General features: G+C 42.0%; 25 protein-coding genes and 1 tRNA gene. 9 read left to right on the plus strand and 17 right to left on the minus strand.

Going from position 1 to position 26,585, the window contains the following annotated elements; all coding sequences use genetic code 11:
* Positions 1-451: 451 nt before the first annotated feature.
* A complete protein-coding gene (gene omp33-36 / locus FTT71_RS11010; RefSeq protein ID WP_257229384.1) occupies positions 452-1,375 on the plus strand; it encodes a porin Omp33-36 in 924 nt (307 codons plus the stop codon).
* A gap of 90 nt (positions 1,376-1,465) precedes the next feature.
* Here the strand turns inward: omp33-36 and FTT71_RS11015 are convergent, their stop codons facing one another.
* The 3 genes from FTT71_RS11015 to FTT71_RS11025 all read right to left on the minus strand — a co-directional run bounded on the left by FTT71_RS11015 (position 1,466) and on the right by FTT71_RS11025 (position 4,416).
* Positions 1,466-2,164: an ion channel gene (locus FTT71_RS11015; protein ID WP_167845677.1), complete on the minus strand. Its 699-nt coding sequence runs from the start codon at positions 2,162-2,164 to the stop codon at positions 1,466-1,468.
* A gap of 208 nt (positions 2,165-2,372) precedes the next feature.
* Positions 2,373-4,082: a cation acetate symporter gene (locus FTT71_RS11020; protein WP_167845676.1), complete on the minus strand. Its 1,710-nt coding sequence runs from the start codon at positions 4,080-4,082 to the stop codon at positions 2,373-2,375.
* A gap of 1 nt (position 4,083) precedes the next feature.
* Positions 4,084-4,416 carry a DUF485 domain-containing protein gene (locus FTT71_RS11025; protein ID WP_167845675.1) on the minus strand — a complete coding sequence of 111 codons (333 nt, stop codon included), beginning with the start codon at positions 4,414-4,416 and terminating at the stop codon, positions 4,084-4,086.
* A 185-nt stretch (positions 4,417-4,601) separates the two neighbouring features.
* Between FTT71_RS11025 and FTT71_RS11030 the strand changes: the two genes are divergently transcribed.
* Both FTT71_RS11030 and FTT71_RS11035 read left to right on the plus strand, forming a co-directional pair.
* Positions 4,602-8,093, plus strand: coding sequence for a PAS domain-containing hybrid sensor histidine kinase/response regulator (locus FTT71_RS11030; protein WP_004970213.1), 3,492 nt, complete (start codon positions 4,602-4,604; stop codon positions 8,091-8,093).
* Between the two features lie 536 nt (positions 8,094-8,629).
* Complete coding sequence (locus tag FTT71_RS11035; RefSeq protein WP_096902222.1) at positions 8,630-9,397, plus strand: hypothetical protein; 768 nt, start codon at positions 8,630-8,632, stop codon at positions 9,395-9,397.
* A 125-nt stretch (positions 9,398-9,522) separates the two neighbouring features.
* On the opposite strand, the gene FTT71_RS11040 is transcribed toward FTT71_RS11035, so the two are convergent.
* Positions 9,523-11,223, minus strand: coding sequence for an NAD-dependent malic enzyme (locus FTT71_RS11040; protein WP_004970216.1), 1,701 nt, complete (start codon positions 11,221-11,223; stop codon positions 9,523-9,525).
* Between the two features lie 204 nt (positions 11,224-11,427).
* The gene (locus FTT71_RS11045) at positions 11,428-11,709 is read right to left on the minus strand and encodes a DUF2798 domain-containing protein (RefSeq protein ID WP_180044113.1); all 282 of its coding nucleotides are present in this window, start codon (positions 11,707-11,709) and stop codon (positions 11,428-11,430) included.
* A 195-nt stretch (positions 11,710-11,904) separates the two neighbouring features.
* Between FTT71_RS11045 and argS the strand changes: the two genes are divergently transcribed.
* The gene (gene argS / locus FTT71_RS11050) at positions 11,905-13,695 is read left to right on the plus strand and encodes an arginine--tRNA ligase (RefSeq protein ID WP_104852866.1); all 1,791 of its coding nucleotides are present in this window, start codon (positions 11,905-11,907) and stop codon (positions 13,693-13,695) included.
* Positions 13,696-13,729: 34 nt separating this feature from the next.
* Positions 13,730-14,338: an SPOR domain-containing protein gene (locus FTT71_RS11055; RefSeq protein WP_004970222.1), complete on the plus strand. Its 609-nt coding sequence runs from the start codon at positions 13,730-13,732 to the stop codon at positions 14,336-14,338.
* A 95-nt stretch (positions 14,339-14,433) separates the two neighbouring features.
* Here FTT71_RS11055 and FTT71_RS11060 read toward each other — a convergent pair whose 3' ends face one another.
* The 3 genes from FTT71_RS11060 to FTT71_RS11070 form a co-directional block, all read right to left on the minus strand.
* On the minus strand, positions 14,434-15,087 hold the full coding sequence (locus FTT71_RS11060) for a glutathione S-transferase family protein (RefSeq protein WP_131261277.1): 654 nt from the start codon (positions 15,085-15,087) through the stop codon (positions 14,434-14,436).
* A 123-nt stretch (positions 15,088-15,210) separates the two neighbouring features.
* Positions 15,211-15,609 carry an OsmC family protein gene (locus FTT71_RS11065; protein WP_004970227.1) on the minus strand — a complete coding sequence of 133 codons (399 nt, stop codon included), beginning with the start codon at positions 15,607-15,609 and terminating at the stop codon, positions 15,211-15,213.
* 32 nt (positions 15,610-15,641) lie between these two features.
* Positions 15,642-16,589, minus strand: coding sequence for a pirin family protein (locus FTT71_RS11070; RefSeq protein WP_004970229.1), 948 nt, complete (start codon positions 16,587-16,589; stop codon positions 15,642-15,644).
* A 245-nt stretch (positions 16,590-16,834) separates the two neighbouring features.
* Here FTT71_RS11070 and FTT71_RS11075 point away from each other — a divergent pair, with 245 nt between their 5' ends.
* Complete coding sequence (locus FTT71_RS11075) at positions 16,835-18,127, plus strand: GGDEF domain-containing protein (protein WP_180005907.1); 1,293 nt, start codon at positions 16,835-16,837, stop codon at positions 18,125-18,127.
* A 234-nt stretch (positions 18,128-18,361) separates the two neighbouring features.
* Here FTT71_RS11075 and guaA read toward each other — a convergent pair whose 3' ends face one another.
* From guaA to FTT71_RS11095, 4 genes are all read right to left on the minus strand, one after another.
* Positions 18,362-19,930: a glutamine-hydrolyzing GMP synthase gene (gene guaA, locus FTT71_RS11080; protein ID WP_180005906.1), complete on the minus strand. Its 1,569-nt coding sequence runs from the start codon at positions 19,928-19,930 to the stop codon at positions 18,362-18,364.
* A 224-nt stretch (positions 19,931-20,154) separates the two neighbouring features.
* Positions 20,155-20,319, minus strand: a complete 165-nt coding sequence (locus FTT71_RS11085; protein ID WP_180061031.1) for a DoxX family protein — start codon at positions 20,317-20,319, stop codon at positions 20,155-20,157.
* Between the two features lie 19 nt (positions 20,320-20,338).
* Positions 20,339-21,085: an IS5-like element ISAba31 family transposase gene (locus FTT71_RS11090; protein ID WP_180061032.1), complete on the minus strand. Its 747-nt coding sequence runs from the start codon at positions 21,083-21,085 to the stop codon at positions 20,339-20,341.
* A gap of 67 nt (positions 21,086-21,152) precedes the next feature.
* Positions 21,153-21,437, minus strand: coding sequence for a DoxX family protein (locus tag FTT71_RS11095; protein WP_373685404.1), 285 nt, complete (start codon positions 21,435-21,437; stop codon positions 21,153-21,155).
* Positions 21,438-21,632: 195 nt separating this feature from the next.
* Here FTT71_RS11095 and FTT71_RS11100 point away from each other — a divergent pair, with 195 nt between their 5' ends.
* On the plus strand, positions 21,633-22,268 hold the full coding sequence (locus FTT71_RS11100) for a DedA family protein (protein WP_096902210.1): 636 nt from the start codon (positions 21,633-21,635) through the stop codon (positions 22,266-22,268).
* Positions 22,269-22,366: 98 nt separating this feature from the next.
* On the opposite strand, the gene FTT71_RS11105 is transcribed toward FTT71_RS11100, so the two are convergent.
* From FTT71_RS11105 to FTT71_RS11125, 5 genes are all read right to left on the minus strand, one after another.
* A complete protein-coding gene (locus tag FTT71_RS11105; protein WP_131261281.1) occupies positions 22,367-22,957 on the minus strand; it encodes a LysE family translocator in 591 nt (196 codons plus the stop codon).
* A gap of 242 nt (positions 22,958-23,199) precedes the next feature.
* Positions 23,200-23,595 carry a hypothetical protein gene (locus FTT71_RS11110; RefSeq protein ID WP_004970241.1) on the minus strand — a complete coding sequence of 132 codons (396 nt, stop codon included), beginning with the start codon at positions 23,593-23,595 and terminating at the stop codon, positions 23,200-23,202.
* 13 nt (positions 23,596-23,608) lie between these two features.
* Complete coding sequence (locus FTT71_RS11115) at positions 23,609-24,445, minus strand: ParA family protein (protein ID WP_168460980.1); 837 nt, start codon at positions 24,443-24,445, stop codon at positions 23,609-23,611.
* A gap of 101 nt (positions 24,446-24,546) precedes the next feature.
* Complete coding sequence (locus FTT71_RS11120; RefSeq protein WP_104852855.1) at positions 24,547-24,939, minus strand: SirB2 family protein; 393 nt, start codon at positions 24,937-24,939, stop codon at positions 24,547-24,549.
* A 13-nt stretch (positions 24,940-24,952) separates the two neighbouring features.
* Positions 24,953-25,264 carry a BolA family transcriptional regulator gene (locus FTT71_RS11125; RefSeq protein ID WP_104852854.1) on the minus strand — a complete coding sequence of 104 codons (312 nt, stop codon included), beginning with the start codon at positions 25,262-25,264 and terminating at the stop codon, positions 24,953-24,955.
* A gap of 236 nt (positions 25,265-25,500) precedes the next feature.
* Here FTT71_RS11125 and FTT71_RS11130 point away from each other — a divergent pair.
* Positions 25,501-25,576, plus strand: a tRNA-Gly gene (locus FTT71_RS11130).
* A 349-nt stretch (positions 25,577-25,925) separates the two neighbouring features.
* Positions 25,926-26,237, plus strand: coding sequence for a helix-turn-helix domain-containing protein (locus FTT71_RS11135; RefSeq protein ID WP_104852853.1), 312 nt, complete (start codon positions 25,926-25,928; stop codon positions 26,235-26,237).
* Positions 26,238-26,585 lie beyond the last annotated feature (348 nt).

Raw genomic sequence — 26,585 nt, forward strand, 5'->3', positions numbered from 1 at the left:
TATGAAATAAATCACAGTTTATGTAAAGCCTAGTCAACCAGTCTGATTTATTTTTATACAAATATTAAAATTTAATGTGACTAAACTCACATTAATTCAAATATTCCACTCAAATTCAGTCTAAACAAGCCTTCTTTATTGCTTGTTTTTTACCCAAATATCATGATTTCACCCTAAAACAGGTGAATTTTTCCGTTATTCTTCACTCTCCAAGAATTATTATTACAGATAATTTCAATTAAATTTATCGATTAATCCAATTAATGCTTTGCTTATTATTTCTACTTTTGTTGCAAAAACGAACATATCGACTTGTTATCCATACAGTTTTTAGGTTGACAGCAAAAATTTTATTTGAATATTTTTTAAACACCAAAGTCAATTGGACTTAATTCTTAAATAAAGTCCTTTTAGTTCATTGACTTAATAATTTGTTACACTAAAATGATCAATGTTTCATCCATTTTTAACAAAACTGGTAACTATCATGAAAAAACTCGGTTTAGCCACTGCATTATTATTAGCCATGACCGGTGCTCAAGCGTACCAATTCGAAGTTCAAGGTCAATCAGAATTTCTAGACACTACTGAAAACAACCAAAACTTCACTGGTGCTGTTCAAGGTACTTACTACTTCAAAAATGTTGATGCGACTAAAGGTCCATTGGCTGAAGCTGCATTCTTAAACCAAGCATCTAACGTTGCTTTAGCTTACCAATATGCTCAATACGATGCTCCGCGTGATGAAGGTCGTTCTGATGTAGAATCTCACGTTTATGGTGCTAAAGCTGAAGCGTATGTACCAACACAATTGGTTCCAGCATATGCAAGCGTTGCTTACAGCCACACACACAACGATGGCAAAAATGCTGCGACTGCTGATGACAATGGCGATCGTTACGCTTTAGAACTTGGTGCACTAGTAGCGCCTAACTTCTTAGTTGCAGTAGGTTATACAAGCATTGCAGACACTATGGCTGTTGATTCATTTGGTATTATTGCAAATGGTGCAGTTAAAGCAGTTGGTGAAGCTTTAACAATCAATGAAGATCAAGATGCAATCACTGCACGTACTAAGTACGTAGGTGCAATTGATGGTACAAACATGGCTGTTGGTTTTGAAGCTGGTTTAGTTTATGGTGAAAGCACAGCTTATAACTTAAAAACTGATCTTTACTTAACACCTGCTCTTAGCGTTGGTGCTTCTTATGCAGAAACTAGTGCTGACGTTGCTATCGACTCTGCTTGGGGCGCGAACGTAAACTACTTCATCACTCCTGCAGTTGCTGTAGGTGCTAGCTATGTAAATGCGAATGCTGTAGGCGAAGCTGTTGACACTCAAACTGTTGGTGTAAACGCTAAATTCCGTTTCTAATTTCACATTAGATACTGAAGTTAAAAAAGACGCTCATCTGAGCGTCTTTTTTATGCCTGAAATATGTCATGAAAAATTTGAACTGCCGTTTTACTCAGATGAATCATCATGGTGATGATGCGGTAGGTGGCGAATGTACTGCAATGCGATTAAACGTGACACGATCAATGCCAAATACATTACTCCACAGAACATTTGCAACATGGCAATCACCCGTGCTTCGGGACTGATCGGTATAAGGTCGGATAAGCCTGTCGCGGACTGCAAACTAAAACTTAAAAACAGTAAATCAAGCCAGCTTTGCAAACCTGCAGCATTTGGGTTCTGAAAACTTTGCGGAATCAAAATTTGACAGATGCTATATAAAAAGGCAAAACCCCAAGCGATTAAGGTAAACACCGCTGCAGCAGCAAACAGCTCATCTTTAGTTAAATAACGATCATGGAACATATAACGCAATAAGCCATAGGCTGCACTAAAATAGGCTGCAGCTTCACAAGCATGACTCATCACCAAAATAAGAGGATGCCGCACACCTAGTAAAATAAAGAATGAAAAGAACAAAGCCGCATAAACAAAACTGAGCCCCAAAACACTCAACATTGGCGCTTGTCGAATCACTTTAGCAATGAGCAGCAACACCAATACCCCCACCATCCACGTGATGACTTTATAGGGCATGTTGTGATGTGCAAAAAGTGAGAGCAGCAAAATCACAAATTGTAAGAACAACAGCCATGCCGAAGGTAATATCCGAAAACCTTTCCATACATTTTGTAGTGCTTGCATACGCCTCGGCTGCCTTTTTATTGTTTTGATTTCTAACATAACATGCTGCCAGATCACCGCATGCATGGACTCTGTATCAAAATTGCATATATAAAACCTCTCTATGCTTTAGATGAAATAGCCCTCCTAGATGCTAGATAGATCATCCACGAAATTTTAGCCATAAAAAAAGTCCCATTGCTGGGACTTTTTTGAGGTGTTTCAGACCTTAGTGGTCAGATGCACCAGAGATACCAATACCAGTTTGTGAGCGTACGAACTGTGCATCGAATGCTTTACGTTCAGCTTGTGCTTGCGCAGAGTTGTCAGTGATAGAGAACAACCAGCAGCAGAAGAATGAAAGTGGCATTGCAAAGATCGCAGGACCGTTAAATGGGTTGATTGGTGTGTCAGAAATTTGAAGCGTATCTACCCAAACTGCTTTAGACAATACAATCAAGGTTACTGCTGAAGCTAAGCCTGCTACACCACCAATCACCGCACCGCGAGTCGTTAAGCCTCTCCAGAACATAGACAATACAAGTACTGGGAAGTTTGCACATGCCGCTACAGAGAACGCCAAACCAACCATGAACGCAACGTTTTGTTTCTCGAAAAGAATACCCAAGATCATTGCGAAGATTGCTAAACCTAAAGTCGCAATTTTAGACATGCGAAGTTCTGATTCAGGTGTCGTTTGACCTTTCTTGAATACGTTAGCATACAAGTCGTGTGAGATTGCTGAAGCACCAGACAATGTCAAACCAGCAACTACCGCAAGAATTGTTGCGAATGCTACTGCTGAAATGAAGCCCATGAACAAGTCACCGCCAACCGCATCAGACAAGTGCACCGCAGCCATGTTGTTACCACCAACAAGTTCTAACTTGCCAGTTACTGCCATTTTCGCAACATCAAGGAATTGTGGGTTGTTTGATACGTAAAGGATCGCACCAAAACCAATGATGAAGGTTAATAGGTAGAAGTAACCAATGAAACCTGTTGCAACCACTACTGATTTACGTGCTTCTTTCGCGTCTTTTACTGTGAAGAAACGCATCAAGATGTGTGGTAAACCTGCAGTACCGAACATTAACGCAAGACCAAGTGAAATCGCATCAATTGGGTTAGACGCTAATTTACCAGGACCCATAATGTTTGCAGCATCTGCCAAGCTCAAGTCATGTACTTTAGCGAAGACTTGGATCGATTGCTCAAACATGTTAGTGAAGCTGAAGCCCACACCTTTCATTACCATGAAGGCCATGAAAGTTGCACCTGAAAGTAACATCACCGCTTTGATGATCTGTACCCAAGTTGTTGCCAACATACCACCAAACATTACGTAAGCCATCATGAGTAGACCCACGATTACTACTGCAAGGTTGTAGTTCAAACCAAAGAGAAGTTTGATTAACTGACCCGCACCTACCATTTGTGCAATCAGGTAGAATGCAACTACGACAAGCGAACTGAATGCTGCAAGGGTACGTACTGGCTTTTCAGCTAAACGGAACGATACAACGTCAGATAGGTTATATTTACCTAAGTTACGTAAACGCTCAGCAATCAAGAACAATACGATTGGCCAACCGACCATGAAGCCAAGTGAATACAGCAAGCCGTCAAAGCCTGACATAAACACCATTGCGGAAATACCCAGGAACGACGCTGCTGACATATAGTCACCTGCAATCGCGAGACCATTTTGGAAACCTGAAATACCACCACCTGCGGTATAGAAGTCCTTAGTGCTTGTGGTTTGCTTCGCTGCCCATTTAGTAATGAACAAAGTTGCGCCCACGAAAATCAAGAACATAATAATTGCAGGCCAGTTGGTTGGCTGCTGTTCTGCTGCACCTAAATCTGGTCCTGCAAATGCCATACCTGACATTAATACAGTAGACGCAGCCAGTGCTTTCAATGAATTCCATTTCATCTTAGTGCGTTCCTTTCTCATGTGTAATTGCTTCAACTTCACGCATCGCTTCTTCGTTCAATTGGTCAAGTTTGCCATTCGCAATTGATGAATAAACAGCACACAAAATGAAAGATAAAACGATAATGCTCAGACCTAATGGAATACCCCAAGTCGTCACACCGCCAGAAATTGAACTCAATAAGAATTCTTTGTTATAGCCCACTAAAAGCATGAAACCTACGTACACAAACAACATGATTGCTGTTAATGTCCAACTTAGGTTACTTTTTCTGCGAACCATTTCTTTGAATTTTGGGTTTTGTAGAATGCGTTCTACTTGTACCTCATCCATAACCTGCTCCTTCAAGCGCCCTGCCTTAGGCGCAAATTTTTAATTCGAATTATTTCGAACTTAAAATTAACAATGTTGGAGCCGATTTGCAATTTAGACTTTGGTCGCTAAAAAAATGATCAACCTCAGCGCAAAGGCAATGGAATAGGCTATCATAGCCCTATTGTCGATACTTTTAAGGCATCATGAACAGCTGGCTCATTATGGGGGTTTTAGCCCTCTATATCGCATTACTTTTTATCTGTGCTTTCTATGGGGAAAAACACGCCAGTCGTTTAAGCACGCGTGGGCGCATGCTCATGTTCAGCTTAACTTTAGGGGTGTACTGTTCATCATGGACTTTTTATGGTGCAACGGGCGCAGCCGTTCGTGAAGGGATCATTTTTTTACCCATTTATTTAGGGCCATTGCTGTTTGTCGCTGTTGGTTATGATATTTGGCGACGTTTGGGTCGAGTGCGACAACACCACGCCATTTCATCGATTGCTGACTTTGTTGCTGCACGTTACGGTAAAAGCGGGCCATTGGCATCACTGGTCACAATTTTGGCGGTGATTGCAATTATCCCGTATTTGGCTTTGCAATTACGCGCAATTGCGCTGAGTGCCGCAGTGATTTTGGATCAAAGCACCAATGTTGAAAGTACCACCAATGCGGTGTTATTCCTGACAGGTTTATTGGCTATTTTGGCGATGCTGTTTGGTACTCGACAAATTGCCAATACCGAACAACACGGCGGCTTAATGCTTGCGGTTGCCTTTGAGTCCTTTGTCAAACTATTTGCCTTGCTGGCTGTGGCCTTCTTCTTTGTATTTGAAGCGCCTGACAATATTCATCAAATTGCCAATGATGTTTCAATTACCTTCCATGAAGTACAGCTGTTTGGTGTGCCTGAAACCTTTTGGGTGCAAACCTTATTGGCGGCATTAGCGATTATTTGTTTGCCGCGTCAGTTTCACGTTGCTGTGGTCGAACTGCGCGATGAAAAACATATTCGGGGTGCGCGTCGCTGGTTTGCCGTTTATCTGATTTTAACCACCATCGCGATTGTTCCAATTGCCAGTTGGGCCTTGCACGCAGCTCCGCAATATTTAGCCATCCCAGATGTAGCGGTTTTGTCTTTGCCACTCAGTTATAACCAAGACTGGTTGACGCTGTTGGCGTTCTTGGGAGGATTCTCCGCCTCAACAGGCATGCTATTGGTATCTTCAGTAGCACTGTCGATCATGCTGAGTAATGACCTGATCATGCCTGCCTTGTGGCGCATGGGCATTTTCTCACGCCATGACAAGCGCTTGCCTTTGGTACTGAAATTCACCCGACGCATTTGTATTTTAGCGGTGATGCTGCTCGGCTTCCTGTTCTTCAACTTCTTTAACGATATTGATCAACTTTCTGTGTTTGGCTTGTTGGCCTTTAGTGCAGTGGCACAGTTCTCCCCTGCCCTGATTGGGGGGTTATATTGGCGTGGTGGCAGTAAACAGGGCGTTTATGCAGGCTTAATTGTTGGATTTGCGATGTGGGCCTATACCCTGCTACTTCCGACTATTTTACGCAGCCTGCCAAGTCAGTTCAGCGAGTTTACCCGTGAATTTTTATTGCTGGGACCTTTAGGCATCAACTGGTTACGCCCTGAAGCCTTGCTTGGCTTTGAATCTTTTGCCCCGCTCACACATGGGGTGGTTTGGGCGCTCGGTTTAAATATTTTGTTATATGTTTGGGTGTCACGTATTTTCCGCCCAAGTGTGGCAGAACAGATTCAGGCCGAAAGTTTCTTTTATTATGAAACCAAGCCTTTGCCAACTCAGAACATGAGCAACGAGGTCAGCTATTCACATCAGGATGTAGCGCGTTTAAAAGTAGGCGATTTAATCACACTGGCAAAACGCATTACAGGCGAATCTCCAACCCGACAAGCCTTTGAGCAGTTTAGTCAGCAAAATAATGTGGTGCTGAATGAAAATGCCAATGCCAACGGCATGTGGTGGCGTTTTACCGAACAATATTTGGCAGGCACCATTGGTGCAGCATCTGCGCGTACTTTGCTCACCACTGCCATGGTCAATAACGGACTCGCTTTAGGGCAAGTTGCGAATATTCTTGACCAAGCCTCACAATGGCAACGCTTTAACCAAAACCTAATCATGACCATGATTGACCACATGACCCAAGGCGTGAGTGTGGTAGATGAAAATATGTGTTTGGTAGCATGGAATAATCAATATCTCAAACTATTTGATTATCCTAAAGATATTGTCTATGTCGGGTGCCCAATTGCCGATTTGATTCGCTATAACGCAGAACGTGGTGAATGTGGTCCGGGCTCAATTGAAGAACACGTGCGTAAACGTATTCACTGGATGAAAATGGGCAGTGCACACGAGTTTGAACGCATCCGTAAAGATGGTCGTGTAATTCAAATGCGTGGTAATCCAATTGAAGGCGGTGGTTTCGTGACCACCTTTGCCGATATTACCGCTTTCCGTGAAAACGAAGCCGTACTTGAAGCACGGGTACAAGATCGCACACAACAATTGGCCGATGCTTTGGCAGAACAGCAATTGGCACGTGAACAAGCCGACAAAGCCAATATGTCCAAAAGCCGCTTTATTGCCGCTGCCAGTCATGACTTATTACAGCCAATGCATGCAGCGCGCTTATTCAGTACGGCTTTAGAGCAAAGTATTCAGTCCGATGAAGACCGTAAAACCCTGCAACAACTGGATCGTGCCCTGCATGGTGCAGAAAGTATGCTCTCGGCCTTGTTGGATATTGCCCGTTTGGAAGGCGGTACGATTCAGCCGAAACGTCAGGCTTATCCACTGCATGACTTACTCAGCGATTTAAGCCTGCAATTTAAATCCATTGCGGCACAACGTGGCATTGAATTCCGTGTGCATGACGTACAGTTCTGGATTGATACCGACCCACAATGGATTCGTCGTATTATTCAAAACTTTGTCAGCAATGCGCTGCGCTATACCGCCAAAGGGCGTGTGGTCGTGGGCGTGTTACGTTCTGCAGAACATCCACAACATATTAGAATTGGGGTGTGGGATACAGGTCCGGGTATTGCCGAAGAACAACGTATTAAACTGTTTCAGGAATTTGAGCGTTGCGGACATACGTCGCCTTGGGGTGAGCAAGGTCTAGGTCTTGGGTTAGCGATTGTGCAGCGTATGACCAGTTTGCTGAACTACCCTGTGCATGTCTATTCGGAATTGGGCAAAGGCTCGTGCTTTATGATTGAAGTGCCGATTGTCGAAGCTCCAAAAGTAGTGGCTGCACCTGTGCAAGTGGTGCCGTTGAAAACCAAAGCCTATAAAATTTTGTGTTTAGACAATGATGAAACCATTTTGGAAGGCATGGCGACCCTGCTGAGTAAATGGGGCTATCACGTATTTAAAGCCACCGAACCTGAACAAGCAATTGAGTTGATTCAACGTGAGCACATTCAAGTTTGGTTGGTCGATCAGCACTTAAATGACGATAAAATCGGTTTAGATTTTATTCTGGAACATCGTCAAGCCGATGTACCTGTGGCGTTAATTACTGCTGACTCTGATCCAGAACTACCGCAACGCTTAAAAGAACTCAACATCGTCTTGCTGAAAAAACCATTAAAACCAGCATCGCTACGTTCTTGGTTATCGGGTCTGAAAATTTCGGAGACTTGATTCACATACCTAACTTTGGCTAATTTGGGGCGCTCATCCCACAGAGATAAAGCTGAGATGAACGCACCGACCTTGTTACATTTTCTGGTTTGGTTACATTTGTTAGTCTGATGACCAAGCTTCACTTTACATAGCGAAATATGGCCACAATGAAAATCCAACACATTTGCTGTCAATATTGACAGCGATTGACCTGATGCAGCACACCAATTGACCAAACTTTTCAAAAACACTGCCTTTTGATGCGCTACAATTCACATTAAATATCATGGTCAGATTCGCTATGGCAAAGTCTGACAAGATCGTAAGCAAATACACCCAAACTTGCTTACAATTTCTTTAATTGCCGAGTTTGTAAAGGCTTTTCTGAGCACATTGCAATACATTAGACTTTAGTCTTATACATCTATTGACTATCTGCGCGCATAACTAAGTACAAGAAATGATCAGCGCATTCATCTTCAAGCCACATCCAAACAAATTTCCTGCCCTATTAAGCGTTGATCGACCTGTTTCCACGTTTTAGGAAGAATCTCATGAATACCGTGAACCATGAACAGCAGCTCGCAGAACAAACACAGCAGCTACAGCGTCAATATGGCGTAAATGCGCTATTGCCCGAAATTCACTGGGATCGTCTGTTTCAAAACAGCAAACTCAAAGCTCCTCATCTACAAGCGCTGAATACCCTGTATCAAACCGCAGTACCCTTAGCCCTACAAGTCTTTGAAGAACTCAATTTTGATGTGTTTCGCCCTGCGGCGTATCAACCACAAGGTTTAGGTCTGTTCAACAAACTTTCAGCACAGGAGGAGCAATTACTGGATGTTTTGGAACAAGAAGCGCAAGGCTTAGATCAAAGCACCCGCCAGCATATTTGGAGTATGTTATTACGTGGTGGTGCGGTACTGGTCTTTAAAGCATGGTTAGGCAAAGTCAAAACAGATGAGGCACAACTCGATACAGCTCAATTTGATGAATTGTCCGATTTGCTGTTCATTAAAACCTCACCTTTTGAGCTGGCAGAACGCTTAAAAGTCGATGCGCATGCACCCACTGAACATATTTTTCTACTGTATGGCAATGACGTGTATTTAGACCGTTTTAACAGTCTTGAAACGGCAGCCTTATTTGTCGATTTAGGCGTGTACGATGCTGCGTTTATAAGCCTGAGAGATGACCACGTTGCAAAATACCTGATTGGACAAGGCTATGTCAGTGAGCAGCAAATTGATGAATTGCAATGTGCCTTAAATCCTTTGAATTGTGCCGATTTAAATCCAAAACAGAACTATATTGCTTAGTGTGAGTTGAAGACTTAAATTCCAAGTAATCACATCGCAAACCCCATCCTATTCCAAATAAAAACAAGGCGTGCAATAGCACGCCTTGTGGCTTATTTCATTAACAATACACGAATGAATTTTGCTTAAAACGTCACACGTTTATAATCACGATATTCAGGCTTCCAGAAATTAGCCTCAATTGCCTCTCGTAATGCCTCATCACTCATGACAGCTGCAACGCCTGCATCCATTGCTGCTTTTGCGACTCTAAATGCAATAAATTTAGACACCTGCTGAATTTCATTTAAATCAGGCAATAAATCTGCATTTGGATCCTGCAACAATGGTGAGCAGTCCGCCAGCGCATTACTGGATGCAATTAACATACTGTCTGTCACACGTGTTGCCCCTGCAGCGATTACCCCTAAGCCAATACCTGGGAAAATATACGAGTTATTGCATTGGGAAATATTATAAAGTTTGCCCTGATAGTTCACTGGCTCAAATGGGCTACCTGTTGCAATTAAGGCCTTGCCTTCAGTCCACTCCAAAATATCGGCAGGAAATGCTTCAACTTGTGAGGTTGGGTTTGACAATGGCAACACAATTGGACGCTCGCAATTGGCAGCCAAGGTTTTAATCACCTCTTCAGTAAATAAACCCGGTTGCCCCGAAACCCCAATCAATACCGTTGGCTTGGCGTTTTGAATGACGTCCAACAGAGAAATCACACCTTCAGGATTGCCCCAATGTGCAACACGGTCAGGACTTTGTGCCAATTTACGTTGGAAATCGAGCAAGTTTGGCTGATTGCTGGTGAATAAGCCAAAACGATCCACCATATACACACGAGCACGTGCTTCAGCATCGCTTAAGCCTTCCACCACCATTTGCGCCACAATTTGCTCGGCAATACCACAACCTGCCGAACCTGCGCCCAAGAAGGCAATGGTTTGATCTTTCAGTTGTTTGCCTGCAGCCCGTGATGCTGCAATTAAGCTGCCCACAGAAACGGCTGCCGTGCCTTGAATATCATCATTAAAACAGCAAATCTGATCACGATATTTATTCAGCAAGGGCATGGCATTTTTCTGAGCAAAATCTTCAAACTGAATCAATGCCTTTGGCCAACGGCGTTTCACCGCATCAATCACCTGATCGACAAATTGATAGTATTCCTCACCACTAATACGTGGCTGATTCCAGCCCATATAGATCGGATCATTCAGTAATTGTGGGTTATTGGTGCCTACATCTAAGGTAATGGGTAAGGTATAGGCAGGACTAATACCGCCACATGCTGTATATAAAGACAGTTTTCCAATTGGAATACCCATGCCGCCAATGCCCTGATCACCCAAGCCTAAAATACGCTCACCATCGGTAATCACAATGACTTTGACATTCTTTTTATTGATGTTTTGTACAATATCATCAATATGGGCACGGTCTGGATAGGAAATAAAAATACCCCGATGACGGCGGTAAATATCGGAAAAACGCTGACATGCCTCGCCTACAGTTGGGGTGTAAATAATAGGCATCATTTCACTCAAATGCTGTTCAATCAGGTGATAAAACAGGGTTTCATTGGTGTCCTGAATGTTGCGCAAATAAATATGCTTGTTGATGGCATCGCTAAAAGCAGAATATTGCTGATACGAACGCTGGCTTTGTTCTTCAATATTTTCAATTGCATGTGGAATTAAGCCATGCAAGTTAAAACGGGTGCGTTCTTCTTCTGAAAATGCAGAACCTTTATTTAATAAAGGCAATTCTAAAAGGCCGTTGCCCGCATAGGGAATATATAAAGGACGTTTCTGCTGCAAATTTGCGGTTGTCATTGTTCATCTCATTCTAATCGGTTGCTGATGGCGCATGGATTGAGATGCACCATCTGACATCTGACTAGCTTAGCCCCTTTTGCAGCAAAGGGGGCATTTAGAAGTTTGATAGCCAAATCTGAATGATTTTTATTTCTGATAACCGTATATTTTTGAGTGCTACGCTCTTTGAATCAACCTAAACAGAGAACAATACAATCACGATTATTTCGGTGGCTGTAAAGCTGACATATCTACAATCAGGCTGGTGAACTTACGCACCATCGGCAAAACAAACAGCACCACTGGAAAAGCAAAGGCCCAAGAAATCATCCAGTTATTGAACCAGAGTGCAAAAAAACCATCAATCCAGCCTAAATTACGAATCATATTGATAAAGGAAATAATGCCACTCATCAAACATGATAAAAAGAAAGGCATTACCACCGTGGCCCATTTCATGGGTAATTTGGGTACATTGCCAAAAATCATTGCACGTTGTTTCATGCTCTAGCCTTTTCGCCTCACTGAATGCCGCATACTATGCCATGAATTGCTTGCTTAAAGGATGATTTTTCAGGCAATTTGTTCATGCTTAGCTACAATCTCTGAAATTCGATAAAGCATACAATTGCACTCCCCTAAAGCCCCTGAAATTTGCTATATTTAGCGTTTTTCTGCACATCTATTTTTCGACTAAATATGAATACGGCAATACAAGCAGCGCTCGATCATGCAGTGCAATCCCTTCAAGCTGAAGGTGTACTCCCATCTGACTGGAACAATACGAGTAATTTAACCCGTACCAAAGACCGCAGCCACGGTGATTTCGCATCAAATATTGCCATGATTGCCTCTAAAGCCGCAGGCATGAAGCCACGCGATTTAGCCGAAAAAATTCTTGCTGCTCTGCCTGAAGTTGCAGACATCAGCAAAGCAGAGATTGCAGGCCCTGGTTTTATTAACTTCTTTTTAAATGCCGACCAGCGTTTTAGTGTTTTAGATCAAATTCAAGCACAAAAACAACAATTTGGACGCAGCCAAATCAATGCAGAAAAACGCATTCAGGTCGAGTTCGTTTCTGCTAACCCAACCTCAAGCCTACACGTGGGTCATGGTCGTGGTGCTGCTTATGGTATGACAGTTGCCAATTTACTTGAAGCCACAGGTGCTAAAGTTGACCGTGAATACTATGTCAATGATGCTGGCCGTCAAATGGATATTTTGGCGACTTCAACTTACTTGCGTTATTTGGAACTGGCAGGTCAAACGCTGGTGTTCCCCAAAAATGCGTATCAGGGTGACTACGTTAAAGACATCGCACAAAGCATTTTAAAACAGGATGGTGAACGCCATGTACGCCCTGTTGCAGATGTATATAACAATGTGCCTGAAGATGTGCAATATGCGGCAGAACTCGATGCCGATGGCAACAAAGTGGTCTTGTCGGGCGACAAAGAAAAACACATTGATGGTTTGATTTTCAATTCACAAACGCTCTTGGGTGATGATTACCGCGTGTTCCATCAGGCTGCGCTGAATGCTATTTTGGCCGACATTAAAGATGACTTGGGCGAGTTTGGTGTCACCTTTAACCAATGGTTTAGCGAAGCGTCATTGACTGAAAAAATTGATGAAGCTCTGCAAACACTAGATCAACGTGGTTATCTATACGAACAAGACGGCAATATCTGGTTTAAATCGACCGCATTTGGCGATGAAAAAGACCGTGTGGTGAAACGCCGCAATGGTCAAACCACTTACTTTGCTTCAGACATTGCTTATCACCTGAATAAATTACAACGTGGCTACACAGACCTAATTGATATTTGGGGTTCAGATCACCACGGTTATATTTCACGTGTGAAAGCGGCCATTGATGCACTAGGCTACGACTCGAAAAAATTAACGGTACTGTTAGTGCAGTTCGTGAGCTTATGGCGTGGTGGTGAAATGGTACAAATGTCATCCCGTTCAGGTCAGTACGTGACCTTGCGTGATTTGCGTAAAGAAGTCGGCAACGATGCTGCACGTTTCTATTACGTCATGCGCAAATCTGAACAGCACATTGACTTTGACCTAGATTTGGCCGTTTCACAAAGTAAAGACAATGCGGTCTACTATATTCAATATGCTCATGCACGTATTTGTCGTATGCTCGAAAAAGCTGCTGCTACGCAATTGAATTTTAATGCGACAACTGCACGTCAGTTTGCCGCTAAACTTGAGCTAGATGCTGAAACTGAAATTTTAGCCAAACTGGCTGCGTATCCTGAAATTTTAGTACGTGCTGCCAACAGCCACGAACCGCATCAGGTAGGTAACTATTTGAAAGAATTAGCAGCATTGTTCCACGGTTGGTACAATGAGCATAAAGTTCTGAATGATGATGCAGCCTTGACTCAAGCACGCTTATTGCTTTCAGTAAACGTACAACAAGTCTTGCGTAATGGTTTAGAATTATTAGGTGTCTCTGCACCAGAAACAATGTAAAAGCCAAATAAAAGCATAACAAGAGGAAGTCCACGTGTTTGGAAAAACGCAACGCGGTGTATCTGAACGACCGAATAAGCCCAAAAAACCACTAATTCCAACGTGGTTAGGCACACTCGTGGTGATTTTAATCGTGTTGTGTTTTGCTGTAGCCTTAATGCTATGGAAACCGTGGGCACCTGTACAGCCTAAAGGGCAAATCAATTCTGAGCATTATCAGGAAGATACCAACAAAGACTATCGTTTTTATGATTTGCTGCCACAGCAACAGGTTACCCCAATTCCTGAGCAAGCGGTGCCTGAAACACAGCAACAGAATACCGTAGTCATTGTTGAAGCGCCTGCTGCTGTAGAGGCGCCAGCGGCCAGCGAAGCCAATGTTGGTCTGACAGAAATGCCTGCCCCTGTGGTACAAGCCAGCTATATTCTACAAGTGCGTAGCTATACCGACCCAGATGCTGCAGATGCACGTCGTGCCGAAATTATTTTGAATGGTTTATCGGCAGATGTAGTGAAAAGTGTAGAAGGTGGTGAAACTTGGTATCGGGTGATTTCAGGCCCTTATGATTCAGCCGATGCTGCAGTGATTGCTCAGCAAACTTTGCAGCATAGTGGAATTGATTCAATTGTCGTGAAACGCTAAGCCTCATTGTTATCAATCGACCAAAATCAATTAAAAAAAGATGCCTCGGCATCTTTTTTTAGGTCTATAGAACGATGTACTCACAAAAATCATCGCTAGATTTGCATTAACTGCTGCTCACGTTCGCGTGCACGCTGAAATGCAGGACGCTGTTCCACGCGTGCCAAATAAGCCGCAATCTGTGGATAATGATGCCCGGTACGGCTTTGCAATGCTTGGAGCGGGAAACCCATTTGAATATCGGCAAAAGAAAAATCCCCTGCAAAATAATCATGTTTGCCCAAATAATCTTCTAAATAAGCAATATGATCTTTTAAACGAGGCTGAATAAACCCTGCTTTAACACCTGCAGTAATTTTTTGCGCCATTGGTCGAACTAACCATGGCACATGCTGCGGCACATTGGTTATCACCAATTGCATCACTAACAATGGCATTAGCGAGCCTTCGGCATAATGCATCCAGTATTGATATGCTTGCTGTGCTGAAGCCTGCTGCGGTTTAAACTGCCTTTGCGTATCATAATGCTGCTGCAAGTACTCCAAAATGACTGCAGATTCTGCAATGGTCTGCTCTGCATCCGTCAAAATTGGTGCTTTACCCAATGGGTGAATCAGCTTCAATTCATTGGGCGCACTTAAATTGGGCTGACGGTGGTAAAACTTGATTTCATAGTCCAAACCCAGCTCTTCGAGCGCCCACAAAATGCGGAAAGAGCGGGATTGATCAAGGTGGTGTAAAGTAATCATAAACGTCCTATTTTGTTTTTATTACATCTGTTTTAAGTGATTGTTATATCTTCTGTTTCACGCAACATTATAAAAAGGCATGTCCTGCATGCCTTTTTATAAGAGACGGATTCAACTCTAGGTTTAACCCAATTCAGTACGAATTTCCACACTGCGTAACAAGGTTTTCGTCACAGGTGTTTTTTGACAGATATTCAGTACTTTTTGCTGTAATTCTGCATCTAACGCTGCTTCAGTTTGCACACGGCGTTCAATCCACTCCTGCCCTTCCTGATTGGTAAAGAAGTCCGCCTCGACCTGAATTTTGCCAAAATCCAAACCCTTATGCTGTGCATACATACGCAAGGTAATCATGGTGCAAGCGACCAAACTGCTACATAACAGATCATAAGGTGCAGGACCTGCATCTTGACCACCTAACTTTTCAGGCTCATCTACCTTCCATTGGTGCTGACCACTTTGGATCTGACCTTGCCATGCCGTGTCTAAACTGCGTACCTGTGCTGTGCCAATCTTGGCCATAAGATGCTCCCTATAGATTGATATTCCATCATTTATTTTGATGCACGCATTTTTGCGGGGAAAGTCGGCGCTTCTAAACGTGGTCCATCGTAGTCTGGTATTGTGCCAAAACGAGGATCATGATTGACCCATTGCTCACGTGCAATGCTGAGTTCCTCTTGGGTACGACCGACGAGATTCCACCACAACAAAATTGGCGACTCAAAAGGTAAACCGCCCAATAGCAACAGACGCGCACCCGCATGTAAATCTAGCTGAATTTCGGTTAAGCCCGGTTCAAGCACCAGCATATTTTCATCGTTTAATTCATGCCCATGCACAGTGGCTGTGCCTTCCAGCATCATCAAACCATATTCAAATTTAGGATTCAGCGGCAAACGGGTTGTCGTGCTGGTTTCACTATAAATATCTACCCCTAGCAACTCACTATGTACTAATACTGGTGAAGTGGTATTTAAAAATTCACCAACTAAGATGGTAAATTCCACTCCATCTAGCAAAACCACAGGCAAGTCAGGGTAATGATCAAAACGTGGCGCCATATTGCGCTGATCATCAGGTAAAGCAATCCACAGTTGCGCTGTATGCATGTGTGTTTCGGTGTCGGGAGCAACTTCGGTATGTGAAATACCATAACCCGCGGTCATTAAATTAACCTGTTTGGGACGAATCAATTGCTTAGTACCCAAACTGTCGGTATGCATAATGCTGCCTTCAATCATCCAGGTGAATGTTTGCAAACCAATATGTGGATGCGGCCCGACATCTAAGCCTTCACCTTGTGGAAAATTAACAGGACCTGCGTGATCTAGAAAACACCATGCCCCAATCATGCGTTTATGCCGACTCGGTAAAGCACGTTTAATTAAAGTTCCCTGCCCAATTTCAGCACTACGCAGTGGAAATTCCTGTATAAATTGCTTGACGTACTTATCACAATCGTCTGAATTGGAAAGCTCGGTATAATTGCTGTTGCTCATCCTATACCTCTTATATTTCTGTAAATTCCTTGACTATTAAATATAGTAAATCACTAACGAAGAGCAAGATGAAATTTGTTGTTCTGATTTTTATGGTTCAAACTTGAACTACACCTTAAAATATATGGCATAATTTTGACCAAAATTTAAAAAAATAGAGAAAATACCCAAATTTAGGGAGGTTATTTTTTCTGCATTTTGCGCATAATCCTCACTATAAGTTGTCAATTTGAGTAAATATCGCTATGTCTGTAAAAGCTCGAATGGGGGAACAGACCCGTTCGAAGATTTTAAGCAATCAGGAAGCCTCAGAAAAACTTTTAAAAACAACTGAGTGTGATCTTGAAAACCGACAAGCAATTGAAAAAGCATTGCAGCACCCTGCTGCGCAACTCCCGCCGCAATTTGAAACACATTTTTATCAACACCAGAATTTACATCAGCGTCGTTATTTACGCCAAGTCAATTACATTGGGCAAATGACGTTCCTGCTGTATTTCTTTATCGATTATTTCATCATTCCAGATGTCACTACACTCTCGGCCACACTCCGTCTCAGTGCTGTTGTATTGGCGCTGATTGGCAATTATTTCTGCTTTAAATTGATCAAAGATATTCGCCTGCTAGATTTAATTTTACCAGTCAGCGCCACACTGTGCTGCGGTATTTGGTTCTATATCCTGTCGCAATCACAAAGCCCTTGGATTTCCACTTATGTGTATGCCTCGGTCATTTTTGTGCTCATGGCGAACCTATGTATTCAAGTGCGTTTCCGCCCTGCGGTCTACAATTCATTGGTCATGAGCGTACTCATGTTTTTGGGGGTGATTTCCCTCACCAATTTGCAGGATGCCTTAGTTTTTATGGTGGTGTATATCCCTGTATGTTTGTTGAGTTTGTATATCAGTTGGATCAACACCCTAAATGCCCGCCATCACTTTTTACGCAGTTTGCTGGATGACTGGAATTTTCATACCTTGCAAGCCTTGGCACACACCGATGAACTGACCCAACTCAATAACCGACGTCAGTTTGTACACATGGCAGAACACAAAATTCATGCCTGGCCTAAATCTGAATCGGTCTGCTTACTAATGTTTGATGTCGACTTTTTTAAACAAATTAACGATACCTATGGGCACGATATTGGAGATCGGGTCTTACAAAATATTGCAGACATTGCTCGTAAAGAAATGCGCCGCAAGGATATTTTGGCACGCTTTGGCGGTGAAGAGTTTATCGCTCTGCTTAGTGAAACCAGCTTAGATGAAGCACTGATGATTTCAGAACGCTTAAGACAAAAAATTGCTCAGCATGAAATGTGCATTGATAAAAAATGTTTTAATTTCACTGTCTCCATTGGAGTATCCAGTTTAAAACCGCAACAAACTGACTTACAGCTGTTGATTAAAGAAGCCGACCTCGCACTTTACCAAGCCAAACAAAGCGGACGTAACTGCGTGATCAGTTATGATGTGGGAATGTCTGAGCCCCCTAAATCTACGGTAAAAAAAGAAATTAAATCTTGGATGATCTAAAGATATAAAAAAATGAGCACATTACGTGCTCATTTTTTGGGTTTTTGGGGCTAGAGTATGTTTAAAAAACCCTAGCTGCTGCGCGCATCTTGCGCCTATTTTAAATAGCGGTGTTTTAAAATAGGCTCATGGCGTAAAACTGGCAAGCAGCAGTGCTGCTTGAAACCCCGACTGCCGCGCGCATAGCGCTTGGCGTAATTCAGGCACGAAGCAGTGCTTCGTGAAATCCCTGAATTACTCCCATTCAATGGTTGCAGGTGGTTTAGACGATACGTCGTAAGTGACACGTGAAACGTCTGCAATTTCATTCATGATGCGGGTAGAGATTTTGTCGACTAAATCGTACGGTAAATGTGCGAAACGTGCTGTCATAAAGTCCACTGTTTCTACAGCACGAAGTGCAATTACCCATGCATAACGACGACCATCGCCGACGACACCAACAGATTTCACAGGCTGGAATACCGCAAACGCTTGTGCTGTTTTGTCATACCAACCACTTGCACGCAGTTCCTGCATGAAAATGTCATCGGCTAAACGTAAAATATCTGCATATTCTTTTTTCACTTCACCCAAAATACGCACGCCCAAACCTGGACCTGGGAATGGATGGCGGTAAATCATGCTGTGTGGCAAGCCTAAAGTGGTGCCAAGTTTACGAACTTCATCTTTAAACAAGTCACGTAATGGTTCAACCAATTCAAAAGCTAAATCTTCTGGTAAACCACCCACGTTGTGGTGTGATTTAATCACATGCGCTTTGCCTTGTTTGCTGGCTGCAGATTCAATCACGTCTGGGTAAATCGTACCTTGTGCCAAGAATTTCACGCCATCCAGCTTACGTGCTTCTTCGGCAAAAACTTCAATAAATTCACGACCAATGATTTTACGTTTTTTCTCTGGATCAACTTCGCCAGCCAATGCACCCAAGAAACGCTGTTCAGCGTCGGCACGAATCACGCGAATCCCCATGTTTTCTGCAAACATTTGCATCACTTGATCGCCTTCGTTCAAGCGCAACAAACCATTGTCTACAAATACACACGTTAATTGATCGCCAATGGCTTTATGCAACAATGCCGCAACCACAGAAGAATCCACACCGCCCGACAAACCAAGCAATACTTTTTCATCGCCAATTTGCTGACGTAATTGTTCTACACGCAAGTCGATAATGTGTTCTGGTGTCCACAAACCACGACATCCACAAATTTGATGTACGAAGTTAGACAGTAATTCTGCACCTTTAGCCGTGTGCGTTACTTCTGGGTGGAATTGAATACCATAGAAACGGCGTGTTTCATCAGAAATCATCGCCACAGGGCAGCTTGGTGTGCTAGCCGTAATTTGGAAGCCTTCTGGAATGCGTGCCACTTTATCGCCATGGCTCATCCAAACGTGCAATTGGTTTTCACGGTCTTGCAAGTTACCAATCAGTTTGTCACGTACCAAAATATCGACTTCGGCATAACCGAATTCATGTACTGAACCCGCTTCAACTTTACCGCCCAGTTGTTCTGACATGGTTTGTAAACCATAGCAGATACCCAGTACAGGTACGCCTAAGTTAAATACAATTTCAGGTGCGCGTGGACTACCCGCTTGGTGAACACTTTCAGGTCCACCCGATAAGATAATACCGTTTGGATTAAATGCACGAATGTCTTCTTCCGACATATCGTAGGCATACATTTCAGAATATACGCCCGCTTCACGAACACGACGTGCGATCAGCTGGCTATATTGCGAACCGAAATCCAGAATCAGGATACGATCTTCAGTAATTTGAGTATTGGTAGTCATGACAAACAACTATAGAAAGGCAAACGAATTAAGCGCGCTATTCTAGCATTTTTCCACGCCTTGCGCACACTATTCAGACAATCCTAAAAATGGCTATTTTTCTTCGTGATATTGCAGTGACCACATACTCTAAGTTTTAAAAGACTATGCATTTTCTATGGCATAAAAAAAGCAACCTTCTTGAAGATTGCTTAAATTGTTGAGCTGATGTGGAAATCAATGACTTACTTTTTTGCTTCCAAAAGATGGTCTAGACTTATTTTGCCTGCACCGTAAAGCATGATGTAGAAGAAACCGCCAGCCAAACCAATATTTTTCATAAAACTCAGCGCATCTTCTGGTGCAGCATGGAATAAAAATGCAGTTAAAAGACTAGGGTCTGTTGACACTTACTGTTCATAATTAACCCTATAACGGTAGCCATAAAAATATACAGGCTAAGGCAACAGAACTTTGATAATTTCTTTTGAGCTTGTCATATCGAGTAGCTATTCCTCTAAATTGCTTTAATCTACAAAACATATTTTCAACTAAATGCCTGATTTTATATAAATACCAGTCCATATGGTCATTGTTCGATTGGCTATTCGTTTTCTTTGGTATATTCGCTTTAGTCCCTGTTTTCCTGATCTGTTCACGCAGTGGTTCTGAATCATAGCCTTTATCTGCACATACCACGTTTGTCTCTTTTAAATCTAATGTTGATATTAAATCAGGTGCAACTTTAACATCATGTGTGGTTCCATCGGTAATCATGAAATCAATAGGATTGCCATGTGCATCAACAATCAAATGTATTTTTGAGGAGTTTCCTCCTGCACTTTTAGAAATAGATTGATTCGCTATGCCGGCAGAATGTTGATGAGCACGTACATGAGAGCCATCAATAAAAATCCACTCCATATCGGGGCATGAGGCTAGTAATTTGAATAATCTAAGTAACTTACCGCTGCTTGACCAACGATTAAAACGTTTGAAAATAGAGTTTGAATGACCAAAACAAGAAGGAATATCTCGCCACGGACAACCTGTCCTAATTCTATAGAGAATAGCTTCAATAAAATTGCGTAAATTTGAGTTGTGGTGAATGGATAAATTACGCAGAATAACTTTCAACTTTTGCCAGTGTTGATCTGTCAGCATGGTACGAGGCATAGCGAATAGTAAAATTGGGTTTGGCGATTTGATTTTACTACTTCGCTATTTTTTTAAGCTAAAAGTGTCAACACACCCTAAAAACACCTAAACCCAAACCCACGACACGTGCTTGTAAACCGAATAGAATTGCCAAACCACCACCAAGTTCTAGCAAAATCACCAAAGGTAGCAATGAACCTGAAACACCCATAGCTTGCATATAGCCCACTGTTGCATCATAGCCTGCAATTTTTCCCCAACCAGATACAATAAATAAATACGCTAAAAAAGCACGTGCAAATAAACTTACAATGGCTTGCACACTTGCTTTTTCGACCACACTTTTTACCACAACATTTGGATTTAACATTGGACCACCAATTTTTGATTCATTCTTGAATGATGGTTACAGCTTAAATATTTCCGTTTTTAGGATAAATACTAATTTCCAATACATCTCGTTGCATTTTTAGCACAATATAATCTGTAAATAATTTCGCTTTTCATACTGACTTTCAACGTCTGGACTGCTAGGATTTGAGCACACTTTCGCTTGTTTTTCCCCATGGAACTGATTGATTTTATATTACACGTCGATGAACATTTGCTCGAATTCATCACCCAATATGGGGTATGGATTTACGCTATTTTATTCCTGATTATTTTTGTAGAAACGGGCTTGGTGGTCATGCCGTTTTTACCTGGCGATAGTTTACTGTTCGCGGCAGGCGCATTGGCTGCATCGACAGGAGTGATGGATCCGTGGATTTTGGGTATTTTATTGTTTACTGCTGCGGTACTCGGTGACACCCTGAATTACCACATTGGTAAATATATTGGTCCACGGGTTTTTGAACTGGAATCACGTTTTATCAATAAAAAACATTTGATCGAAACCCAGAAGTTTTTTGAGCGACACGGCGGAAAAACCATTATTTTTGCGCGTTTTGTGCCTTTTGCGCGTACCTTTGCGCCCTTCGTGGCGGGTGCAGGCAGCATGAATTATAAATACTTCCTAACCTATAACGTAATTGGCGCTTTTTGCTGGATCGCGTCGTTTATTACACTCGGTTATTTGTTTGGCAATATGCCAATAGTGAAAGACAATTTCACCCATTTAATTTTCGGCATTATTATTTTAAGTGTCTTGCCTGGAGTGATTGGTTTTATTCGCCAAAAACTCAAGAAAAAAACTGCTTAAGTTGTGAAATTCTTTGGGCATGCCTGTTGAACAGTGCTGCCCTTATCCATTCAAAATAGGTGAGATGAGTGCTCAACTCACCAAAAATCTCTAAATCTTTAGAAAAAACGTGCTACCACTGGCAGCATACACACCACCAACAGCAAAGCCGAGCCTTTATATAACAAATCTGCCGTCACTTTATTGGTTTCTCGCGCCAAAACTGCTCGCCCAAAAGACATCCAAAATAACGCTGTTGGCAATAAAATCAGACCAAATAAGACATAGACCATGGCAAAGTTGGTCGGGTTATCCCATGTTTCTGTAGGCAAAATACCTGCCGCAAATAACAAGGCTTTCGGGTTTTTAAAAGTCGAAAAAAATAATTGTGCAGGGCGAATGGCAGAGTGCTTTTGACAATGTTGTTCTAAATGTGACTGCTTCCATAAATGAAAAGCCATCCAAAATACATAGCCCGCACTTAAAACATGCAGAATATCAATCAAATAAGGCCAAATTGGCGCACTCAAATGAATGAATAACGCCCACAGACTAATGGCATACATATAACCAAAAAACTCTGCGGGAATCAGCAGACTGGTTTTGGCAATGCCTTGTTGGTGGGCTGAGCTTGCCAATAGCGCATTGGTCGGGCCAGGAATCATCAAGACCGCAATCATTGCTAGGACAAAGAGCCAACTTTCAATCATAAACACCAGAGCATGCAAATCAAAAAATAGGAGCACACCTTATATGAAAGCCATTAAAAATGACAAGTTTTTCTATCTGGCAGGACTGACCCAAGGGTATAAATAGAACAGAAAATAAAATTAAGTTTTTGTTTTTAAAATATTAGATTGAGATCAACCTTGAATTATCTTGCTACATTTTTTAAGCAATGGTGCTGCACAAATGGCAGCACCATAGACAAAATATTCGCAAATCCTAAAATTTAAGATGTTACAGGTTTGGGCTTAACAATAATCGGGCAAGCTTTAAATTTTGCTGCTTGCACAATGGCTTCTTGCTCACCTAAAAGACGTGCCAATTCTGTTCTTTTGGTATTGGATGACTGTCCCATATTGACAGAAACACTCGGTGCAACGCCCCAACCGCCACGGCTGCCCCAACCACCGCCTAAACCGATACCCACACCAACACCTGTACGTTTCGGTGCTTCAACACCGCTTTCAATATATTGCTGAATACGGTTATATTCGCTTTGTAATTGTTGGCAATTCAAAGCCTGATAATGTGTAGGCGACACATAGCTAGGTTTCACTGTGGTCGCACAAGCCCCTAGCAATAAACTACTTGCCGCGACAAGACCAATTGCAAATGTTTTCATGTCTACCTCTGTATCACGCTTGCTCAATTTCATTGAACAACGATTGATAGGCCTGCGTCAATTTATGATCTGTTGCCAAATGAATTAATGGCAAATTTTTATGATGTGATTCTTTCATCAACACCGAAGGCGGCAACATGCTATTCAAAACAGGTAAACCTTCATCTTTAAGTTGCTGCACCACTTCACGCGGCAACTTGGCCTGCGCCTGAAACTGATTCACCACAATCCCTTCAATTTCCAGATGCGGATTATGATCATCTTGGGTTTCCAAAACATTTTCAATCAAGCTTTGTAAGGCACGTTTAGAAAAGACATCACAGTCAAAAGGAATGAGCACCCGATCTGCCGCAATTAAGGCAGAGAGCGTAAAAAAGTTAAATGCAGGTGGGGTATCAATAAATACACGGTCATATTGATCGGACAATTGTTGCAAGGCATCACGTAGTTTGTAAATTTTATGTTTAGATTCTAAGGCATGTGCCAAACCACCTAATTGCGGGCTAGCAGGAATCACATCCAGATTCTTAAACGGTGACTGATGCACATAAGCTTCTAAACCTTTGCTGCGGTTTTTTAAAATAGAGCCTAGCGCATTGCCCAATAAACCTTTGGACTGATTGCCCCCCAAAACCTCTTCAAAATAATTTTCAATATTGGGTTCAAGTGCAGGTTTATCGGCAGAATAGGTCGCATCATCACCCAGTAAATATTGACTGGAGTTGGCTTGCGGGTCGAGATCAATTACCAGTGTTTTTAGCCCTTGATGAGCACTGATTGCTGCCAAATTCACGGTAATACTGGACTTTCCAACACCACCTTTCTGATTAAACACCACACGTGTGCGCATTGTCGCCCCTCGTTGAATGACTTCAGTTCTTGTTATATGTTCAGTTTAACCGACCCGCTATGATTGTTGGCGCATAGTGTCTAACAATCCTTAAACTTGCCCTAGCCAAAACTTGGTTTAAGCATAACCAAACCTAAAATGGCAATGAAAGCAATCAGGGCCAGTCCCCAGCCAACACGGCGCTGCACCAGCAAAATACGCTCATCTTTTTTATACGCTTTAATCAAAGAAGAAAGCATCACAAAAAATAAAATAATTTTGGCATAAAACCAAGCTTCGACCTGAAAATCCTTCAGAAATAAGGCAATGACTCCTGTCACCACAATCAGCGTGAGTGCCGAATGCTGCAAAGCTACAAAGACTTTCCATGCTTTAGGGTTTGGAGAGTGGTTCAATGTACCTTTAAATAAAGTCATGGCACGCACCACAATCACCAACAGCAACAAAGCCACTGCAGCAACGTGAATATTGTTCAGCATTGATAAATTTTCCATCTATAGCCTTCCCTTACGCATCTTTTGGTGCATGTGCACATTCAGGGCTTGACGTATCTTGGCCTTGCCACTCAGAGGCAACAAAGGCATGAATCGCAAGCGCATGAATTTTATTTGGCGCGAGTAGATCACCCACAGCGGCATAAATTTTTTGATGACGTTGTACCGAACGTAAGCCCTGAAAAACATCACTGACCATCACCACTTTAAAATGGGATTCTTTTCCTGGGAAATAACCGCCATGCCCTGCAGATTCATTCACAACTTCTAAATGACTTGGATTTAAAGCAGCTAAGCGTTGCAACAATTGTTGTTCTAAACTCATGATTGTATTTCCCAAAATGGTTTAAAGGCTGCCTAGCAGTATAACTGCGTTCTATACAATTCTCAGCACTTTGGCAGAATCATTCGTGCTTGGTGCTGTTACAGCGTGTTTTTCTACTTAAATTTGGCGATCTCATCGCCAGTTGTTCTAAAAAATGTCGTTTATTTATGCAATTAAGCTAATTTTTTGCATAAATGGATTGACCCTATTTTTGCATAATGTATTATACACCGCATGCGGGAATAGCTCAGTTGGTAGAGCACAACCTTGCCAAGGTTGGGGTCGCGAGTTCGAGTCTCGTTTCCCGCTCCAGATTCTAAAAGCCTCAGTTGAATGACTGGGGCTTTTTTATTGTTGTTTTATTCAATATTTTACTTCATAAGAAATTTTTATACTTAAAAAAGTAAGTTTACAAAAGTGCTCTTTCAAAACTGTGAACAAAAAACCGTGTAGATGATGCTCCAAAGTATCAATCATACAAGATAAAAAAAACTCCAAAACAAAAGATAGTATTAGCTACTACTAAGTGGCTTATGTTAAACAAGATCAGCTTGCCTAGATCCTAAATATTGATGCCGCGGAGCCTGTTAATAATTTCTGTCATTGCTTCTTAATAAAAAAGCAACTAATATGCTTCTTATACCACCAAAAAGCAATAAATATGTCTACACTAAATAAGTCTTTACTACAGCAAGTCAAAAAAAGACGAACCCTATTGGGTTTAAAGCAAGTTGATATGCAATCACGTACAGGCATTTCAAGACAGCAGTACCAAAAACTGGAAAGTCAAGGCAATCCTCGATTAGATACCTTAGAAATTATTGCGGCAGGACTAAATGCTCAACTGATGCTCATCCCAGATGATAAGGTTCATTTGATTAGACAATTATTGAATGATGAAATTAAAGTCACTATTGAAGATCAAGATGACTTAATGTCTAACCCATGGAAAGGTCTTCTCGGAGGAGAGTAATTAACTATAACTAAAAATATAGATAAATATTTGCATAAGTGCTCATTTTGTCTATGTCGATTCAGTAGTGGCAAGGTGGGTATTTATTAGAGATTTAAATGATTATCTTTTGTATTTTAGGTGAGTGTCTTGGTATATTAGCATCCATATCTATTGATTATCCAATCCCTTAACCTAGGCATGACTTTGTGAAATTAACACGCATTCATCACTGTAAAAATTTGAATGTGCAAAAGTACAAACAGCTTGAGAAACAAGCTGTTTTACTTGGTCGTATTCGTAGCGAGGTGTGGGCTAAATATGGTGCTATTTCAGGTTTGAATATCAGTGACAGAGCTATTCGTGATG

This window comes from Acinetobacter sp. YH01004, assembly GCF_013420455.1.
In the GTDB taxonomy this organism is placed as follows: domain Bacteria; phylum Pseudomonadota; class Gammaproteobacteria; order Pseudomonadales; family Moraxellaceae; genus Acinetobacter; species Acinetobacter towneri.

Excerpts from the sequence above, each read along its gene's own strand:
- omp33-36 (WP_257229384.1), top strand. The coding sequence starts at position 452 with ATGTTTCATCCATTTTTAACAAAACTGGTAACTATCATGAAAAAACTC.
- FTT71_RS11015 (WP_167845677.1), bottom strand. The coding sequence starts at position 2,164 with ATGCAAGCACTACAAAATGTATGGAAAGGTTTTCGGATATTACCTTCG.
- FTT71_RS11020 (WP_167845676.1), bottom strand. The coding sequence starts at position 4,082 with ATGAAATGGAATTCATTGAAAGCACTGGCTGCGTCTACTGTATTAATG.
- FTT71_RS11025 (WP_167845675.1), bottom strand. The coding sequence starts at position 4,416 with ATGGATGAGGTACAAGTAGAACGCATTCTACAAAACCCAAAATTCAAA.
- FTT71_RS11030 (WP_004970213.1), top strand. The coding sequence starts at position 4,602 with ATGAACAGCTGGCTCATTATGGGGGTTTTAGCCCTCTATATCGCATTA.
- FTT71_RS11035 (WP_096902222.1), top strand. The coding sequence starts at position 8,630 with ATGAATACCGTGAACCATGAACAGCAGCTCGCAGAACAAACACAGCAG.
- FTT71_RS11040 (WP_004970216.1), bottom strand. The coding sequence starts at position 11,223 with ATGACAACCGCAAATTTGCAGCAGAAACGTCCTTTATATATTCCCTAT.
- FTT71_RS11045 (WP_180044113.1), bottom strand. The coding sequence starts at position 11,709 with ATGAAACAACGTGCAATGATTTTTGGCAATGTACCCAAATTACCCATG.
- argS (WP_104852866.1), top strand. The coding sequence starts at position 11,905 with ATGAATACGGCAATACAAGCAGCGCTCGATCATGCAGTGCAATCCCTT.
- FTT71_RS11060 (WP_131261277.1), bottom strand. The coding sequence starts at position 15,087 with ATGATTACTTTACACCACCTTGATCAATCCCGCTCTTTCCGCATTTTG.
- FTT71_RS11065 (WP_004970227.1), bottom strand. The coding sequence starts at position 15,609 with ATGGCCAAGATTGGCACAGCACAGGTACGCAGTTTAGACACGGCATGG.
- FTT71_RS11070 (WP_004970229.1), bottom strand. The coding sequence starts at position 16,589 with ATGAGCAACAGCAATTATACCGAGCTTTCCAATTCAGACGATTGTGAT.
- FTT71_RS11075 (WP_180005907.1), top strand. The coding sequence starts at position 16,835 with ATGTCTGTAAAAGCTCGAATGGGGGAACAGACCCGTTCGAAGATTTTA.
- guaA (WP_180005906.1), bottom strand. The coding sequence starts at position 19,930 with ATGACTACCAATACTCAAATTACTGAAGATCGTATCCTGATTCTGGAT.
- FTT71_RS11090 (WP_180061032.1), bottom strand. The coding sequence starts at position 21,085 with ATGCCTCGTACCATGCTGACAGATCAACACTGGCAAAAGTTGAAAGTT.
- FTT71_RS11095 (WP_373685404.1), bottom strand. The coding sequence starts at position 21,437 with ATGTTAAATCCAAATGTTGTGGTAAAAAGTGTGGTCGAAAAAGCAAGT.
- FTT71_RS11100 (WP_096902210.1), top strand. The coding sequence starts at position 21,633 with ATGGAACTGATTGATTTTATATTACACGTCGATGAACATTTGCTCGAA.
- FTT71_RS11105 (WP_131261281.1), bottom strand. The coding sequence starts at position 22,957 with ATGATTGAAAGTTGGCTCTTTGTCCTAGCAATGATTGCGGTCTTGATG.
- FTT71_RS11110 (WP_004970241.1), bottom strand. The coding sequence starts at position 23,595 with ATGAAAACATTTGCAATTGGTCTTGTCGCGGCAAGTAGTTTATTGCTA.
- FTT71_RS11115 (WP_168460980.1), bottom strand. The coding sequence starts at position 24,445 with ATGCGCACACGTGTGGTGTTTAATCAGAAAGGTGGTGTTGGAAAGTCC.
- FTT71_RS11120 (WP_104852855.1), bottom strand. The coding sequence starts at position 24,939 with ATGGAAAATTTATCAATGCTGAACAATATTCACGTTGCTGCAGTGGCT.
- FTT71_RS11125 (WP_104852854.1), bottom strand. The coding sequence starts at position 25,264 with ATGAGTTTAGAACAACAATTGTTGCAACGCTTAGCTGCTTTAAATCCA.
- FTT71_RS11135 (WP_104852853.1), top strand. The coding sequence starts at position 25,926 with ATGTCTACACTAAATAAGTCTTTACTACAGCAAGTCAAAAAAAGACGA.